18 protein-coding genes are annotated in these 15581 nt (G+C 70.2%); 5 read left to right on the top strand and 13 right to left on the bottom strand.

Annotated elements, in window-relative coordinates:
* Positions 1-18: 18 nt before the first annotated feature.
* From BJ964_RS29670 to BJ964_RS29645, 6 genes are all read right to left on the bottom strand, one after another.
* Complete coding sequence (locus tag BJ964_RS29670; protein WP_188123761.1) at positions 19-510, bottom strand: GNAT family N-acetyltransferase; 492 nt, start codon at positions 508-510, stop codon at positions 19-21.
* Between the two features lie 262 nt (positions 511-772).
* The gene (locus BJ964_RS29665) at positions 773-1132 is read right to left on the bottom strand and encodes a hypothetical protein (RefSeq protein ID WP_188123760.1); all 360 of its coding nucleotides are present in this window, start codon (positions 1130-1132) and stop codon (positions 773-775) included.
* Between the two features lie 206 nt (positions 1133-1338).
* The gene (locus tag BJ964_RS29660) at positions 1339-1677 is read right to left on the bottom strand and encodes a YnfA family protein (protein WP_188123759.1); all 339 of its coding nucleotides are present in this window, start codon (positions 1675-1677) and stop codon (positions 1339-1341) included.
* Positions 1678-1687: 10 nt separating this feature from the next.
* Positions 1688-2098 (bottom strand): MerR family transcriptional regulator, encoded by a 411-nt coding sequence (locus BJ964_RS29655; protein WP_188123758.1) that lies wholly within the window; start codon positions 2096-2098, stop codon positions 1688-1690.
* A complete protein-coding gene (locus tag BJ964_RS29650; protein ID WP_188123757.1) occupies positions 2095-2427 on the bottom strand; it encodes a hypothetical protein in 333 nt (110 codons plus the stop codon). Before BJ964_RS29650 ends, BJ964_RS29655 begins: the two co-directional genes overlap by 4 nt.
* Before the next feature lie 44 nt (positions 2428-2471).
* Entirely contained in the window at positions 2472-2801 is a 330-nt protein-coding gene (locus BJ964_RS29645) for a hypothetical protein (protein ID WP_188123756.1), read from the bottom strand.
* A 178-nt stretch (positions 2802-2979) separates the two neighbouring features.
* Here BJ964_RS29645 and BJ964_RS29640 point away from each other — a divergent pair, with 178 nt between their 5' ends.
* Together BJ964_RS29640 and BJ964_RS29635 are read left to right on the top strand one after the other, a co-directional pair.
* The gene (locus BJ964_RS29640; RefSeq protein ID WP_188123755.1) at positions 2980-3378 is read left to right on the top strand and encodes a tautomerase family protein; all 399 of its coding nucleotides are present in this window, start codon (positions 2980-2982) and stop codon (positions 3376-3378) included.
* A gap of 32 nt (positions 3379-3410) precedes the next feature.
* Complete coding sequence (locus tag BJ964_RS29635) at positions 3411-3770, top strand: VOC family protein (RefSeq protein WP_188123754.1); 360 nt, start codon at positions 3411-3413, stop codon at positions 3768-3770.
* Here BJ964_RS29635 and BJ964_RS29630 read toward each other — a convergent pair.
* Positions 3758-4504: an alpha/beta fold hydrolase gene (locus tag BJ964_RS29630; RefSeq protein ID WP_188123753.1), complete on the bottom strand. Its 747-nt coding sequence runs from the start codon at positions 4502-4504 to the stop codon at positions 3758-3760. The two genes, BJ964_RS29635 and BJ964_RS29630, sit on opposite strands and share 13 nt — an antisense overlap.
* A 234-nt stretch (positions 4505-4738) precedes the next feature.
* Between BJ964_RS29630 and BJ964_RS29625 the strand changes: the two genes are divergently transcribed.
* Positions 4739-5233, top strand: coding sequence for a GNAT family N-acetyltransferase (locus BJ964_RS29625; RefSeq protein WP_188123752.1), 495 nt, complete (start codon positions 4739-4741; stop codon positions 5231-5233).
* 6 nt (positions 5234-5239) lie between these two features.
* On the opposite strand, the gene BJ964_RS29620 is transcribed toward BJ964_RS29625, so the two are convergent.
* The 6 genes from BJ964_RS29620 to BJ964_RS29595 are packed head-to-tail and all read right to left on the bottom strand — an operon-like array spanning position 5240 to position 13072.
* Entirely contained in the window at positions 5240-5917 is a 678-nt protein-coding gene (locus tag BJ964_RS29620; RefSeq protein ID WP_188123751.1) for a response regulator, read from the bottom strand.
* Positions 5914-8397: a DUF4118 domain-containing protein gene (locus tag BJ964_RS29615; protein ID WP_188123750.1), complete on the bottom strand. Its 2484-nt coding sequence runs from the start codon at positions 8395-8397 to the stop codon at positions 5914-5916. The genes BJ964_RS29620 and BJ964_RS29615 overlap by 4 nt, the downstream gene beginning before the upstream one ends.
* Positions 8384-9202 (bottom strand): potassium-transporting ATPase subunit C, encoded by an 819-nt coding sequence (locus BJ964_RS29610; protein ID WP_188123749.1) that lies wholly within the window; start codon positions 9200-9202, stop codon positions 8384-8386. The genes BJ964_RS29615 and BJ964_RS29610 overlap by 14 nt, the downstream gene beginning before the upstream one ends.
* 5 nt (positions 9203-9207) lie before the next feature.
* Positions 9208-11304 carry a potassium-transporting ATPase subunit KdpB gene (gene kdpB, locus BJ964_RS29605; protein WP_188123748.1) on the bottom strand — a complete coding sequence of 699 codons (2097 nt, stop codon included), beginning with the start codon at positions 11302-11304 and terminating at the stop codon, positions 9208-9210.
* A 32-nt stretch (positions 11305-11336) separates the two neighbouring features.
* Complete coding sequence (gene kdpA / locus BJ964_RS29600) at positions 11337-12983, bottom strand: potassium-transporting ATPase subunit KdpA (RefSeq protein ID WP_188123747.1); 1647 nt, start codon at positions 12981-12983, stop codon at positions 11337-11339.
* Positions 12983-13072 carry a potassium-transporting ATPase subunit F gene (locus tag BJ964_RS29595; protein ID WP_188123746.1) on the bottom strand — a complete coding sequence of 30 codons (90 nt, stop codon included), beginning with the start codon at positions 13070-13072 and terminating at the stop codon, positions 12983-12985. The genes kdpA and BJ964_RS29595 overlap by 1 nt, the downstream gene beginning before the upstream one ends.
* A 268-nt stretch (positions 13073-13340) precedes the next feature.
* Between BJ964_RS29595 and BJ964_RS29590 the strand changes: the two genes are divergently transcribed.
* Positions 13341-14915, top strand: a complete 1575-nt coding sequence (locus BJ964_RS29590; protein ID WP_229806793.1) for a TrkH family potassium uptake protein — start codon at positions 13341-13343, stop codon at positions 14913-14915.
* Entirely contained in the window at positions 14908-15576 is a 669-nt protein-coding gene (locus tag BJ964_RS29585) for a potassium channel family protein (RefSeq protein ID WP_188123745.1), read from the top strand. The genes BJ964_RS29590 and BJ964_RS29585 overlap by 8 nt, the downstream gene beginning before the upstream one ends.
* Positions 15577-15581 lie beyond the last annotated feature (5 nt).

Genomic DNA, 15581 nt, shown 5'->3' with positions numbered 1-15581 from the left:
GCCTTCTCCTCCGGCAGTTCAGCCGACGATCGGGCTGCGGCGTTCGAGAAGGATGACGTCGCGCCAGATGCCGTGGTGTTTGCCGACGCGTTCGCGGGTGCCGACGGTCCGGAAGCCGCAGGCGGCGTGCAGGGCGAGACTGGGCGTGTTCTCGGGGAAGATCCCGGATTGGATGGTCCAGATCCCGGCCGCCTCGGTCGCGGTGATCAGCGTGTCGAGCAGGGCCCGGCCGATGCCCTTGCCACCGTGATCCGGGTGCACGTAGACGGAGTGCTCGACGACGCCGGCGTAGACGCTCCGCCCGGAGACCGGACTGCAGGCGACCCAGCCGGCCACGCTGCCGTCGGCGCCGAGTGCGACGAAGCGTTGATCGGGCAGCCGGGCGGCGGTGAACCGCTCCCAGGTGGGCGGTTCGGTCTCGAAGGTGGCGTTACCGGTGGCGATGCCGAGCCGGTAGATCTCCAGAACCTGGTCGGCGTGCTCGCCGGTCATCGCGGTGATCGCGGTCATGGTGTGGCATTCTCCCGCGCGCGGTCGAGGAAAGGTGAGCGCAGCACGGACGCGCCGGTGATGTCGCACTCCGTTGGCGGGGGCGGCCAGCAGTTGGGCGAGACGGGACACCGGCGCGGCATCGCCGGTCGCGGCACGGAGAGGCAGCCGGCCGATGCTGCCCGTTCCTGGAAACGCGATCCTGGGAACGGACGGCGATCGAGCCGGGATCGGACTCCTTCTCCGGGGTCATGCAGACACGACAATCCCGGTGGAGCGAGGATTAAAAGATCTGGCAGCCTTTGCTGTAATAGTCGTGGCAGCGGTTGTCATACCAGTCGTGACGACGGTTGTTATACCAGTCGTGACGGTACTTGTCGTAGCGGTAGTGACGGCGGTTGTTGTACCAGTCGTGACGGCGGTTGTCGTACCAGTCGTGACGACGGTCGCGATACCGGTCGCCGTAATCGTCGCGGCAGCGGTCGCCGTGGTAATTGTCCCAGCATGGATTCGAGGCGGACACCGACGCTTCCTTCGGTACGGTCCGACCGGCCGGGTCTGCCGAGGCCGCTGTCGGCGACATGCTCACTCCGGCCGCCACCGCCAGAGTCGCGGCCGCCCAGATACGCGCGATCCGTTTCATGAGGCCATCCCTTCTGCGTAACTCACTCAGAAGCAGTCAGCCGATGACTATAAACCTTTTCTGAACTCGGATCGGCAAATCCCCGAAAACGCATTCGGCCAAATTCTGATTGCGGTGCACGTCAGTTGGGATTCCGCGAGCGGATTCTGTCCACTCTTACCGGCCTCAGCCGTAACGCGGTGTTTGAGCACCCGGGCAGGACACGGTCAGTGGTCGGCGCGTGGCGCGTACATGATCACGGCGACGCCGACCAGGCAGATGGCCGCCCCGATGACATCCCACCGATCGGGGCGGAATTTGTCGACCACCATGGCCCAGACCAGCGACCCCGCCACGAAGACGCCGCCGTAGGCGGCCAGGATCCGGCCGAAGTTGGCGTCCGGTTGCAGGGTCGCCACGAACCCGTAGGCGCCGAGCGCGGCGACCCCGGCGGCGACCCACCACAACCCTCGGTTCTCCCGCCAGCCCTGCCAGATGAGCCAGGCGCCGCCGATCTCGGCGAGCGCGGCCAGCACGAACAACAGCAGGGACCGAACGATCGTCACACCGGGCAACCTACCGGCTCGCGAACGGGATCGGGCAGCACGGCTGCGCGGCACACTCCACCAGGTCGTCGCATCCGGCGGCGACCGCTGCCCGCAGTGTCGACGCGATGACCCGCAGGTCGGCGATCCGCGCCTCCACCTCGGCCAACTTGGCCGTCGCCCGTTCCCGCAACCCGGCGTCCGGGCCGGAGTGCCGATGGCCGCCCGCGGCGAGCAGATCGGCGACCTCGTCGAGGGTGAACCCCAGCCGCTGCGCGGCTTTGATCACCTTCAGCACGGTGACGGTCTCGGCCGGATAGAGCCGGTGTCCGCCCGGACTGCGTTCCGGCTCGGCCAGCAGCCCCCGCCGCTCGTAGTAGCGCAGGGTCTGCAGGTTCACTCCGGCGGCGTCGGCGACCTGGCCGCTGCGCAACCCGGTCACGATCGGCTTCCGGCGGCTCGCTGCCACAATGCGTCCAAGACCTCGGTGTACGCGGTGGGCACCTCCACATCCACCGACAGCACCCCCTCGCCCGGCCGGAAGGTGAAGGTGAAGAACGAGCAGCAGCCGCGCTCCCGTTCGGTCAGATCCCGGGCCGTCGCCTCGGCCGACGGATCCAGTTCCCAGCGCAACGCTGTAGCCGTCAGCCGATGCTGCCGCTGAAGCGCCGTGGTGAACAGGTCGTCGAACTCGGCCAGGCGCAGAGGCTGCTCGACGGCGGGCAGGGTGCACGCTTCGGGCACCCACGGATGGTCTTCGGTCGTGGCCATGACCCGACGGTAAGCCCGTACCCGGGTACCGGATGCAAGCCCTCTTACAGCGGGCTCCAGTGGAACTGGACGATCGTGCCGACCAGGAGAAGCCCGCTGAGGACGGCGTAGACCACGGCGGTCCGGTGCAGCCCGAACCTGTGGGCGATGCCCGCGATGCACAAGGGACCGAAGACGAAGACGACCAGAGCCGCGACGAACAGTGCAGTGGCGGCGAAATCAACGGCCGGGTCGGGCTCTCCCCCAAACGTGGAGAAGCCGACCACGAGCGTCAGGTAGGCGAGGACGACCGAAGCCACCGGCCAGAAGAGAGTCAGGCCGGCGACGGTGAGCGGCCCGGCCGGAGAAGACTTCGACATCGATCCATCGTTCATGCGGTCAGGATAGGAAGCGAAGGCTACTGCTGGGTAGCCATGCGGACACCCAACTCGGCCGACCCGCGCTCGATGTCCAGAAAATGGCTTCTTCCGGCGGAAAGACCGCTCTATGCTGCTCGATCGCGGGCGTTCGGTACAGCCCGCCCACCGCTTCCCGAGGTCGAGGAGTCCTCCGATGCCGCACGTGACGCTCTACGCGCTCGAAGAGGACCTCACCGGGCGCGAACCCGACCTGATCCGCGAACTGACCGACGCCGTCGTGTCCGTGTACGGCGAGTGGGCGCGCGGTTCGGTGGACGTTCGGCTGATCGGCATCCCGGCCGGCCGCTGGGCGCGCGGCGGCGTAGCGGTCGCCACCGCCGCGCCTTCGGTCACGTTCGGCATGCGCGAGGAGGTCTTCGCCCGACCGGACGCGGCCCGGGTCGTCGCCCAGCTGGTGTCCACGTTCACCGACGCCGTAACCGCCGTCTTCGGCCCCGCCTGCCGCGACGAGATCCTCGTCGAACTGGTCGGCCAGCCCACATCCCGCTCCGGCCTCGGCGGCAGGGTCATCAGCGACACCGCCGCCAGCTGACCGGTCGAGCAGTACTGCCATCATCGTTCGGCATGGCGAATGTCTGGTCGGGTGTGACAATCGACTGTCTCGATCCGGAGCGCGTGGCGCGATTCTGGAGTGTCCTGCTGGGCCGTGAGCCCGGACCGTCGGAGCACGGGTGGGTCTATCTCGGCGAGCGCGGTGACCCGCAGCCGCGGCTGGTGTTCCAGCCGGTGTCCGAGCCGGCCACCGGCAAGGTCAGGATCCACCTCGACGTCGCCGTCGACGACATCGAGGAGGCCATGGCGACGGTCCTGGCCCTCGGTGGACGGTCCACCGGTGAACGGCACGACTACGACGAAGGCGTGGTGGTCGTCATGGCCGACCCGGAGAATCACGAGTTCTGCCTGGTCCAGTACTACCAGGCGTGATCCGCCAACAGCTCCAGGCAGTGCCGCGGGCTCTCCACGTGGGCGTTGTGGCCCAGCCCGGCCAGGGTGACGACCGGTACACCCCACTGCCGCAACTGGTCGTCGGTGTTCATCGGATCGTGTTCGCCGCGGGCCAGCGTGACCGCCGCCGACGTACCGGCCACCAGCGGGGCCATGTCCGGCGCGCCCACCCCGAAGGCGCACGGGTCGAGCGCGAGCCGCCAGCGCCCGCCGATTTCGTGGATCCCGGCGCGTACCGCCGGATCGTCCGGGGTGAGCAGCCCGGCCAGCCCGGACACCCGCAGATGCCGGGCGGCGGCCTCGTCCGCCGAGTCGAACCAGGCGACCGGCCGCTGCGCCATGGCCCCGGCACGCTCCAGATCCTCATCGCTCCAGGCGACCTTGATGCCGAGCCCGATCACCGCGGCCACCGGCAGGCGGGCGGCCAGTGCGAGCGCGACCACCCCACCGAGCGAGTGCCCCACCACGACGGTGGGGCCGCCGCCGGTCACGAGCGGGCGCACCGCCTCGGCCAGGGCGTCGAACGTGTACTCCGGCGGCGCCGGCGACCCACCGTGCCCGGGCAGGTCCGGCGCGATCCACCGGCCGGGCCAGCGGTTCGCCAGCTCGGGCCACCAGCCGGACCACACGTCACCGGTGGCGCCCAGCCCGTGCAGCAACAGCAGCAGCGGCTCACCGTCACCACCGGCACGTACCCGCAGATCAGCATCCATCACCGGATGATGCCATCCGGCGAAGGGTAACGGCCGCGCGGCGCTACGGCTGGTTCCGCGAATCGGCGTGACGCTGGGCGAGCGCTGTCAGGACGGCTTCCACCTGTCCACGGCTCAGATCGTGCCCCTGTTCCTCGTGCGCCTTGAGCAGTGCATGGCACTACTCAAGACACATGGCGAGCAGCGACGCGATATCGAGTTGAATGCTCCATGTTGATTCGGCAATCTGCACACATGGTCGAGACGCGGGTACTGGCTCCAGATGACTGGAAGATCTGGCGGGAGTTGCGGCTCGCCGCACTGAGCGAGGCGGGTTACGCGTTCGGCGCCCAGCTGGCGGACTGGTCGGGTGAGGGCGACCGCGAGGATCGGTGGCGGGCACGGCTCGCGATCCCGGGTTCGATCAACCTGGTCGCGGCCGTTGACGGACTTCCGGTGGGGATGGCGAGCGGCGTGCCGGGCGACAAGGAGCAGATCGTCGAGCTGATCTCGATGTACGTCGCTCCGGCGGGGCGGGGCCGCGGAGTCGGGGATCTGCTGGTGGGCGCCGTGGAGCGGTGGGCCCGCCAAAGAGGGGCCGAGGTGCTGCGGCTGGCCGTGGCGGAGGGCAACGAGAACGCCTGGGCGCTGTACGAGCGCAACGGGTTCCGCGACACCGGCGAGATCGCCGGTCTCATGCCCGACGGGATCCGCCGCGAGCACGTGCTGACGAAGAGCCTGGTGGGCTGACCGCGCTCAGGGCTGGTATCGGTAGCCCATGCCGGGTTCGGTGATCAGGTGCCGGGGCCGGGCCGGGTCGGCTTCGAGTTTGCGCCGCAGCCGGGCCATGTATTGGCGCAGATAGTTGGTCTGGTTGTGGTATTCCGGCCCCCACACGTCGTGCAGCAGGTTCTGCTGGGTGATGAGTTTGCCGGGGTGGCGCAGCAGGTGTTCGAGTAGCTGCCACTCGGTGGGCGTGAGCCGGACGTCGCCGCCGTTCCCGGTGACGGTCCGGGCCGCGAGGTCGACGGTGAACTCACCGAGGCGCACCTGCGGGCCGGCTTCGTCGGCGGGCTGGATCCGCCGGGTGACGGCCCGGATCCGGGCGAGCAGCTCGTCGATGCTGAACGGTTTGGTGACGTAGTCGTCGGCTCCGGCGTCGAGGGCGGTGACCTTGTCGAGGCTGCCGGCGCGCCCGGAGAGCACGATGATCGGGACGGTGGTCCAGCCACGCAGGCCACGGACGACCTCGGTGCCGTCCATGTCGGGCAGGCCGAGGTCGAGGACGACCAGGTCGGGGTGGTTGCGGGCGGCGTGGTGCAGGGCGGTGGTGGCGTCGGGTGCGGTGTCGACGGTGTAGCCGCGGGCTTTGAGGTTGATCCGCAGCGCCCGCACGATCTGTGGGTCGTCGTCGACGATGAGCAGGCGGGTCATGCCATGCCGCCGGCGGGCAGGGCGAGGATCATGGTGAGGCCGCCTCCGGGTGTCTCGTCGGGGGTGAGGGTGCCGCCCATCGCTTCGGTGAGGCCGCGGGACAGGGCCAGGCCGAGGCCGACACCGGTGCCGTTGTCACGGTCGCCGAGCCGCTGGAAGGGCAGGAAGACGTCGTCCCACCGGTCGTGGGGGATGCCGGGGCCGTGGTCGATGACGCGTAGTTCGACGGTGTCGCCGTGGCTGCTGCCGGTGATGACGGGCGGGCGGCCGGGTGGGCTGTGGCGCAGCGCGTTGGTGACGATGTTGACCAGGATACGTTCGAGCAGGCCGGGGTCCGCGTGCAAGGGCGGCAGGTCGTCGGGGACGTGCACGGTGACGTCGTGGCCGTCGGGGCCGATCTCGTCGAGGGCGCGGGGGACGACGTCTTCGGCGCCGACGTCGATGGCGGCGACGCCGAGGGCGCCGGCTTGCAGGCGGCTCATGTCGAGCAGGTTGGCCACCAGCCGGTCGAGCCGGGCCAGGGACTCGTCGGTGGTGGCCAGCAGTTCGTCGCGGTCCTCGTCGTCGAGCTGGATGTCGCGGCTGCGCAGCCCGGCGACGGCCGCGGTGGCGGCGGCCAGTGGCGTACGCAGGTCGTGGCTGACCGCGGCCAGCAGGGCGGTGCGCAGCTTGTCGGCCTCGGCGAGGGGTTTGGCGGCGGCCGCCTCGGTGGCGAGGCGTTCCTGTTTCAGGGCGACGGCGGCCTGGGCGGCGAAGGCTTCCACGATGCGCCGGTCGGAGGCTTCCAGGATCCGGCCGCGCAGCAGGACCGTCACGTTCTCGTCGGCGGTGACCTCGACGTCGGCGTCGGCGGGTGTCACGCAGACCGGATGGCCGACGGCGGCGACGACCGTGCCGCCGTCGAGCAGGGTGACCGAGTCGAGGCCGAAGGTCTCGCGGAGCCGGTCGAGCAGGGCGATCAGGGGCCGTTCGCCGCGCAGGACGCTGCCGGCGACGGTGGCCAGGGTCTGCGCGTCGGCGGACGCCTGTGCGGCCTGCCGGGTCTTGCGGGCGGCGGTGTCGACGACCCAGCTGACGGCGACGGCGACGGTGACGAAGATGGCCAGGGCGAGCAGGTTCTGCACTTCGGCGACGGTGAACCGGAACAGCGGTGGGGTGAAGAACCAGTTCAGCGCCAGGGAGGCGCCGACGGCGGCGAGCAGGGCCGGCCAGAGTCCGCCGATCAGGGCGACGCCGACGACGGCGGCCAGGAAGAGCAGGATGTCGTTGGTGAGCGACAGCTGCGGGCCGATCTTGAGCAGGGCGACCAGCAGCGGCAGGCCGAGCAGCGCGGTGAGGAACCCGGCGGCGCGGCGGGTGCGCGACAGCGCCGCGGGCATCGGGCCGCGGCGGCGGCCCCGGCCGGCGTGTTCGTGGGTGACCAGGTGCACGTCGATGGAGCCGGAGCGGGCGATCGTGGTGACGCCGACGCCGGCGGAGAGGATCTGGGCGAACCGGCCGCGGCGGGAGGCGCCGAGGACGATCTGGGTGGCGTTGGCGCCGCGGGCGAAGTCGAGCACGGCCTGCGGGATGTCGGTGCCGACGACCTGGTGGTAGGTGCCGCCGAGGCTCTCCACCAGGACGCGCTGCCGGGCCAGTGCGGCCGGGTCGGCGCCGGCGAGGCCGTCGCTGCGGGCCACGTGCACGGCGAGCAGGTCGGCGCCTTTGGTGCGGTCGGCGATGCGGGAGGCGCGGCGGATGAGGGTGTCGCCTTCGAGGCCGCCGGTCAGTGCGACGACGACACGTTCGCGGGTCTCCCAGGTGGCGTCGATGGCGTGGTCGGTGCGGTACTTGTCGAGCTGGTCCTCGACCTTGTCGGCGAGCCACAGCAGGGCCAGTTCGCGCAGGGCGGTGAGGTTGCCGGTGCGGAAGTAGTTGCCGAGCGCGGCGTCGATCTTCTCGGGCTGGTAGATGTTGCCGTGGGCCATCCGGCGGCGCAGCGCCTCCGGGGTCATGTCGACGAGTTCGACCTGCTCGGCGGCGCGGACGATGGCGTCCGGGAGGGTCTCGCGCTGTTCGGCGCCGGTGATGCGGGCGACGACGTCGTTGAGTGACTCCAGGTGCTGGATGTTGACGGTGGTGAGCACGCTGATGCCGGCGTCCAGCAGTTGCTGGACGTCCTGCCAGCGTTTGGCGTTGCGGCAGCCGGGGATGTTGGTGTGGGCGAGTTCGTCGACGACGGCGATGTCGGGGCGGCGCCGCAGGACGGCGTCGAGGTCCATCTCGGTGAAGGCCGCGCCGCGGTAGGTCATGGTGCGGCGCGGCACGACCTCGAGGTCGCCGATCATGGCGGCGGTGTGCCTGCGGCCGTGCGTCTCGACCAGGCCGATCACGACGTCGGTGCCGCGTGCGGCGCGGCGGTGGGCTTCTTCGAGCATGGTGTACGTCTTGCCGACGCCCGGCGCCGCGCCGAGGTAGATCCGCAGTTCACCGCGAGGCATGAGGCTCATTCTGCCGCCCGTCCAGGGCCATGTTGAGTTCGAGGACGTTGACCGCCCGGCCGGTGGTGTGCTCGGCGATCAGTTCCCGCACCCGGGCCTCGGGAAGGCCACGTTCGCGGGCCACCCGGGGCGCTTGCAGGGCGGCGTAGGCCGGGCTGATGTGCGGGTCGAGGCCGCTGCCGCTGGCGGTGACCGCGTCGGCGGGCACGACCGGGTCGGCCGGCGCGTCGCCGCGGATCGGGGTGATCACGGCGCCGAGGGCCCGGTAGTCCGTACCGTTCTCGGCCGGTTCGACGGCGACGCCATGGTAGGTGGCCAGGAACGGGGTGCCGGTCTGGTTGACCGACACGACCCGGGTGACCGGCCCGGTGAAGCCGTCGCGGTGGAAGACCGCGAGAACCGCGCCGACACCGTCGGGGGTGCAGTAGGGGCGGCGGCCGTCGACACCCTCGAGCTTGCCGACGGCGAGACTGCGGGCGCAGACCTGGGTGAGCAGGCTCGGCGACGGGTCGCCGGAGAGCGTGTCGACGACGCTCTCCGGTCCGAGGTTGCTCGCGCCGGTCGCGGTCGGGTCGTACCCGGTCGCGGAGGGCCGGCTCTGGAAGTAGCGGGGATCGCCGCCGAACGACTGGCCGATCAGGGTGCTGCCGGCCGGGACCATCGAGCCGGATGCCTTGTCCGACAGCCCGGGGAGCCGGCCGATCCCGACGAGCAGCAGCGGGTAGGCCAGGCCGAGGATGACGGTGAACACGAGCAGCGCGCGGAGGGCGGCGAGGTGCTGGGCGAGCCAGGCGGGAAGTCGCATGATGATCAGATCCCGGGGATGAGCTGGATGAGCAGGTCGAGGAGCTTGATGCCGACGAACGGTGTGATCACGCCGCCGAGGCCGTAGATCAGCAGGTTGCGGCTGAGCAGCCGGCTCGCCGCCGCCGGCCGGTAGCGGACACCGCGCAGGGCCAGCGGGATCAGGAACACGATGACGATCGCGTTGAAGACGACCGCGGACAGGATCGCCGAGCCGGGTGAGTGCAGCCGCATGATGTTGAGCGTGTCCAGGCCCGGGTAGACGGCGGCGAACATGGCCGGGATGATCGCGAAGTACTTGGCGATGTCGTTGGCGATGGAGAACGTCGTCAGGGCGCCCCGGGTGATCAGCAGCTGCTTGCCGATCTCGACGATCTCGATCAGTTTGGTCGGGTCGGAGTCGAGGTCGACCATGTTGCCGGCCTCCTTCGCCGCCGACGTTCCGGTGTTCATGGCGACACCGACGTCGGCCTGGGCGAGTGCGGGCGCGTCGTTCGTACCGTCTCCGGTCATGGCGACCAGCCGCCCACCCGCCTGCTCCTTCCGGATCAGGGCGAGTTTGTCCTCCGGGGTGGCTTCGGCGAGGAAGTCGTCGACGCCGGCCTCGGCGGCGATCGCCGCCGCCGTGCGCGGGTTGTCGCCGGTGATCATGACGGTGCGGATGCCCATCCGGCGCATCTCGTCGAACCGCTCGCGCATGCCCGGCTTGACCACGTCCTTGAGGTTGATCGCCCCGAGGACCTGACCGTTCTCGGCCACCACGAGCGGGGTTCCGCCGTCGGAGCTGATCCGGTCGACGATCTCGTCGATCTCGGCGTCGCGTACTCCGGCCCATGTCAGCACGGCCGCGGCGGCCCCCTTGCGGATCGTGCGCCCGTCGACGTCGACGCCGCTCATCCGGGTCTGCGCGGTGAACGGCACCCACCGCGCCCCGGCCAGCAGGCCCGGCTCCCGGTCCCGCAACCCGAACTCGTTCTTCGCGAGCACCACGATCGACCGCCCTTCGGGCGTCTCGTCGGCGAGGCTGGCCAGTTGCGCCGCGTCGGCGAGACGCTTCGGATCAACCCCGTTCACCGGTACGAACTCCGCCGCCTGCCGATTGCCGAGCGTGATGGTGCCGGTCTTGTCGAGCAGCAGCGTGTTGACGTCGCCGGCCGCTTCGACGGCGCGGCCGCTCATGGCCAGCACGTTGCGCTGGACCAGGCGGTCCATGCCGGCGATGCCGATCGCCGACAGCAGCGCCCCGATCGTGGTCGGGATGAGGCAGACCAGCAGCGACACGAGCACGACGCCGGTGACGCCGTGGCCGTCGATCGCCGTCGTGTCCGGCGCCGCCGCCTGATAGGCCTTGCTGTAGATCGCCAGCGGCTGGAGGGTGACGACCGCCAGCAGGAAGATGATCGTCAGCGCGGCGAGCAGGATGTTCAGGGCGATCTCGTTCGGGGTCTTCTGCCGGTTCGCGCCCTCGACCAGGGCGATCATCCGGTCCACGAAGCTCTCCCCCGGCCGCTGGGTGATCCGCACGACGATGCGGTCGGACAGGACCCGGGTGCCGCCGGTGACCGCGGACCGGTCGCCGCCGGACTCGCGGATCACCGGCGCCGACTCGCCGGTGATGGCCGACTCGTCGACGCTGGCGATGCCCTCGACGACGTCGCCGTCACCGGGGATGACCTGCCCGGCCTCGACGGTCACCAGGTCGCCCTGCCGCAGTTCGGTCGCCGGGACGTCCCGGCCGTCGGCCAGGTGGGCGACGGTGTCCCGCTTGGCCGACCGCAGGGCGGCCGCCTGGGCCTTGCCACGGCCCTCGGCGACGGCCTCGGCCAGGTTCGCGAACACCACGGTCAGCCACAGCCACACCGTGATCAGCCAGGCGAACAGGCTTGGCTCGACGACCGACAGGACGGTGGTGAAGACGGCGCCGGCCTCGACGATGAACATCACCGGGTTGCGCCACATGGTGCGCGGGTCCAGTTTGCGCAACGCGTCCGGCAGCGACCGCAGGAGTTGCTTCGGGTCGAGCAGGCCGGCCTTCACCGGCTTGGCCGGCGGTGCCGGCTCCGGCCCCGCCTCGACCAGGTCGTCGTCCAGGGTCACGGTCATCGGGGTGCCTTTCTCACGTGCGCCGGTACGGGTCATGACAGGCCCTCGGCGAGGGGGCCGAGCGCCAGCGCGGGAAGGAACGTCAGCGCGACCAGCACGACGGTCACGCCGGCGACCATGCCGACGAACAGCGGCCGATGGGTGGGCAGGGTGCCGTCGGACTCCGGAACCGGATGCTGCCCGGCCAGCGACCCGGCCAGGGCCAGCACCAGGATCAGCGGCAGGAACCGGCCCAGCAGCATCGCCAGGCCCAGCGCGACGTCCCACCACGGCGTGGCGACCGTGATGCCGGCGAACGCGGAGCCGTTGTTGTTGCCGGCGCTCGTGAACGCGTACAGGACCTCGGAGAGGCCGTGCGGCCCGGTGTTGAGCGCGGTGGCGTCGTTGCCGGTGGCGAACGCCGCCGCCGTTCCGCCGAGCACGATCAGCGGGGTGACCAGGAAATACAGCGACGCGAGCTGGATCTCCCGGACCCGGATCCGTTTACCCAGGTATTCGGGGGTGCGGCCGACCATCAGCCCGGCCACGAACACCGTGATGGTCGCCAGGATCAACATGCCGTAGAGGCCGGAGCCGGCCCCGCCCGGCGCGACCTCGCCGAGCATCATGTTGACCATCGGCATCATCCCGCCCAGCGCGGTGTACGAGTCGTGGAACGAGTTGACCGCCCCGGTCGAGGTGAGCGTGGTCGCGGCCGCGAACGTCGCCGAGCCGGGGATCCCGAAGCGGACCTCCTTGCCCTCCATGGCCGCGCCCACCGCCTGCGGCACCGTGCCGGCGCCGTGCGTCTCGAACCCGACGGTCAGGGCGATGCTGCCGAGCGCCAGCAGCGCCATGACCGCGGCGATGGCATAGCCCTGCCGGTTCTGGCCGACCATCCGGCCGAAGACCCGCGGCAGGCTGAACGGGATCAGCAGCATCAGCAGGATCTGTAACCAGTTGGTCCAGGCCGTGGGGTTCTCGAAGGGGTGCGCCGAGTTGGCGTTGTAGAAGCCGCCCCCGTTGGTGCCCAGCTCCTTGATGGCCTCCTGGGAGGCGACCGGGCCGCCGGTGATGTGCTGGACACCGCCGGTCAGCGTGGTCACGTCGACGCCGGCCGACAGGTTCTGCACCACACCGCCGACCATGAACACGACGGCGAACACCACCGACAGCGGCAGCAGGATCCGCACGATGATGCGGGTCAGGTCGACCCAGAAATTGCCGAGCGTCTCGGCTTCACGGGCCGCGAAACCGCGCACCAGCACCACCGCCACCGCGATGCCGACAGCGGCGGAGACGAAGTTCTGCACGGCGAGACCGGCCATCTGCACCAGGTGACCCATCGTGGACTCGCCGGAGTAGGCCTGCCAGTTCGTGTTCGTCACGAAGCTGACCGCGGTGTTCCAGGCGATGTGGCCCTCGACCGCCGGCAGGCCCAGCGACAGCCACAGCCGGTCCTGCAACCGCAGGAAGGCGTAGAGGAACAGGACCGACACCGCGGAGAAGGCCAGCACACCGCGGGCGTAGACACCCCAGGCCTGCCCGGCGTTCGCGTCCACGCCGACCAGGCGGTAGACACCGCGTTCGACGACGTTGTGGTCGCGGCCGGACACCACCCGGTACATGTAGTCGCCGAACGGCCGGTACACCGCGACGAGCGTGGCGACCAGCATCAGCACAGCGATCCAGCCGGTCATCAGAAACGCTCCGGGAACAGCAGGGCGGCCACCAGCAGGACGGCCAGCGCCGCGGCCAGGATCAGACCGATCAGGTTGACGGCGTTCATCGACGTTCGACCACCTTCACCAGCGCGGCGAACACGGCGAACACGGTCACCGTGAGCACGACGAACAGGAGATCAGCCACGGAGGACTCCCAGAAAGGTGATGATGTCTCGGGTACTTCTCCATCAGCCAAGCGCGCCGGAAGGCCGGTGAGAACGGCTGTTCACACGATGCGTACGCGGAGCCCGCGAATATTGACGCCCTGTTGACGCCGGTGACAGTTGGCCGACTCGGCAACACCATCCCGCCCGATTCGGGGACCATGACCGGGTGGACTCGACGTGGGGCCAACTGCTGCTGGGACTGGCGACGATCGCCGGGTTCTTCGCCGTGGTGGCCATCGGCGTAGCCGTACTGCTCTGGGCGCCGCTGACCGGGCCGGCCACCGAACGGGCACCACGGTGGGCGCGCCGCCGCACCGATACCACGCTCCGGGCCCGGCTGTGGCGGCATGCCGCCGCAACGGCGGAAAGACTTCATCGGGTACGGCCCCCCGCACCGGTCATCCGAGCGCTCGGGCGCGTGGTACGGCACCCCTCCCGGCTGGTGGTAGCCGGCTTCGCGGTGGCCGTCATGGTGGGCTGGGGGCTACTGATGCTGCCGGCCGCGACCGAGTCGGGCCGCGGCGCCGGAGCGATCACGGCACTGTTCACCGCCACGTCCGCGGTCTGTGTGACCGGGCTGGTCATCGAGGACACCGGCAGCTACTGGTCCGGGTTCGGCGAGGCCGTGATCCTGGGACTGATCCAGATAGGCGGCTTCGGCATCATGACGGTGGCGTCGCTGCTGGGGCTCCTGGTGGCCGGCCGGCTACGGATGCGCCTGCAACTGGGCACACAGGCCGAGACCAAGACCATGGGCGTCGGCGACGTCCGGAAGGTGATCCTCGGGGTTCTGCGGATCAGTCTGCTGGTGGAAGCCGCGGTGGCGGCAGCGCTCACGTGGCGGTTCGCCGCCGGCTACGGCGAGAGCTGGGGCCACGCCGCCTACCTGGGGCTGTTCCACGCCGTCTCGGCGTTCAACAACGCCGGCTTCGGCCTGTACCCGGACAGCCTGATGCGGTTCGTCGGCGACCCGTTGATCTGTCTGCCGCTCTGCGCGGCCGTCATCATCGGCGGGCTCGGATTCCCGGTGCTGTTCGAGTTGCGCCGCAAGCCGCGCACCCCACGGAAGTGGTCGCTGCACACCAAGGTCACCCTGGCGATGACCGTCGTACTGCTCGCCGGCGGCTGGCTGCTGATCACCTGGGCCGAATGGGCGAACCCCGCCACGCTGGGCCGGCTGGGAGTCGCCGGAAGACTTCTGGCCGGGTTCACCACCGCGGTGATGCCCCGCACCGCCGGGTTCAACAGCGTCGACCTGGCGCAGATGAACGACGTCACCCTGCTCGTCAACGACATATTGATGTTCATCGGCGGCGGCAGCGGCGGCACCGCGGGCGGCATCAAGGTCACCACGTTCGCCCTGCTCGGCTTCGTGATCATGGCCGAGATCCGCGGCGAGCCGAGCGTGCACGCACTGGGCCGGCGCCTGCCCGCCGGCATCCAGCGGCAGGCGCTGACCATCGCACTGCTCAGCGTCGGCCTGGTGATGGCCGCCACTCTGTCGTTGCTGGCGTTGACACCGTTCACCCTCAACCAGGTCCTCTTCGAGGTGACCTCCGCGTTCGCCACCGTCGGCATGACCACCGGCATCACCGCCCAGGTCGGCACGGCCGGGCACCTCATCCTCATCGCGCTGATGTTCATCGGACGGCTCGGCCCGGTCACCGCCGCGGCGGCTCTGGCCCTGCGGCACCGGAACCGCCGTTACGAACTACCCGAGGAGCGAACCATCGTTGGCTAGGAAACCGGCAACCCACGAGCGCATCGCCGTACTGGGGCTGGGTCGTTTCGGCGGCTCCCTGGCGCTGCAACTGACCAGCCAGGGCTGGGAGGTCATCGGCATCGACGCCGACCCGCGGCCGGTGCAGGCACACGCCGAGGCGCTCGCCCACACCGCGGTCGCCGACACCACCGACGAGGAGGCACTGCGCCAGCTGGGCGTACACGAACTGACCAACGTCGTGGTCGGCATCGGCACCGACATCCAGGCCAGCATCATGACCGTCTCACTGCTGACCGACCTGGGTGTGCCCCGCATCCTGGCCAAGGCGCTGAGCCCTCAGCACGCCACCATCCTGCGCCGCGTCGGCGCCCACAACGTGGTGCTGCCCGAACAGGAGATGGGCGAACGCATCGCCCACCTGGTGACCGGCCAGATCCTGAACTTCATCCAGTTCGACGACGACTACGTGCTCGCCAAGACCCGGGCGCCGGAGGCCGTCATCGAACAGACACTGGCCGAGATGGAACTACGCAACACCTACGGCGTGACCGTGATGTCGATCAAACGACCGGGCGAGCGGTTCACCCACACGACCGCCGCCACCACCGTCTACGCCGGCGACATGCTCATCGTCGCCGGCGACCCCGGCAGCGTCCAGGCCTTCTGCACCCTGCCGTGACCACC

The organism is Actinoplanes lobatus, from assembly GCF_014205215.1.
Lineage (GTDB): Bacteria > Actinomycetota > Actinomycetes > Mycobacteriales > Micromonosporaceae > Actinoplanes > Actinoplanes lobatus.
Note: the sequence above shows the minus strand (reverse complement) of the source record. Positions and strands in the feature narration are given on the sequence as shown.

Bases quoted from the DNA above. Each gene is read 5' to 3' on its own strand.
- BJ964_RS29670 (WP_188123761.1), bottom strand. From the start codon at position 510: ATGACCGCGATCACCGCGATGACCGGCGAGCACGCCGACCAGGTTCTG.
- BJ964_RS29665 (WP_188123760.1), bottom strand. From the start codon at position 1,132: ATGAAACGGATCGCGCGTATCTGGGCGGCCGCGACTCTGGCGGTGGCG.
- BJ964_RS29650 (WP_188123757.1), bottom strand. From the start codon at position 2,427: ATGGCCACGACCGAAGACCATCCGTGGGTGCCCGAAGCGTGCACCCTG.
- BJ964_RS29645 (WP_188123756.1), bottom strand. From the start codon at position 2,801: ATGAACGATGGATCGATGTCGAAGTCTTCTCCGGCCGGGCCGCTCACC.
- BJ964_RS29640 (WP_188123755.1), top strand. From the start codon at position 2,980: ATGCCGCACGTGACGCTCTACGCGCTCGAAGAGGACCTCACCGGGCGC.
- BJ964_RS29635 (WP_188123754.1), top strand. From the start codon at position 3,411: ATGGCGAATGTCTGGTCGGGTGTGACAATCGACTGTCTCGATCCGGAG.
- BJ964_RS29630 (WP_188123753.1), bottom strand. From the start codon at position 4,504: ATGGATGCTGATCTGCGGGTACGTGCCGGTGGTGACGGTGAGCCGCTG.
- BJ964_RS29625 (WP_188123752.1), top strand. From the start codon at position 4,739: ATGGTCGAGACGCGGGTACTGGCTCCAGATGACTGGAAGATCTGGCGG.
- BJ964_RS29620 (WP_188123751.1), bottom strand. From the start codon at position 5,917: ATGACCCGCCTGCTCATCGTCGACGACGACCCACAGATCGTGCGGGCG.
- BJ964_RS29615 (WP_188123750.1), bottom strand. From the start codon at position 8,397: ATGCCTCGCGGTGAACTGCGGATCTACCTCGGCGCGGCGCCGGGCGTC.
- BJ964_RS29610 (WP_188123749.1), bottom strand. From the start codon at position 9,202: ATGCGACTTCCCGCCTGGCTCGCCCAGCACCTCGCCGCCCTCCGCGCG.
- kdpB (WP_188123748.1), bottom strand. From the start codon at position 11,304: ATGACCGTGACCCTGGACGACGACCTGGTCGAGGCGGGGCCGGAGCCG.
- kdpA (WP_188123747.1), bottom strand. From the start codon at position 12,983: ATGACCGGCTGGATCGCTGTGCTGATGCTGGTCGCCACGCTCGTCGCG.
- BJ964_RS29595 (WP_188123746.1), bottom strand. From the start codon at position 13,072: ATGAACGCCGTCAACCTGATCGGTCTGATCCTGGCCGCGGCGCTGGCC.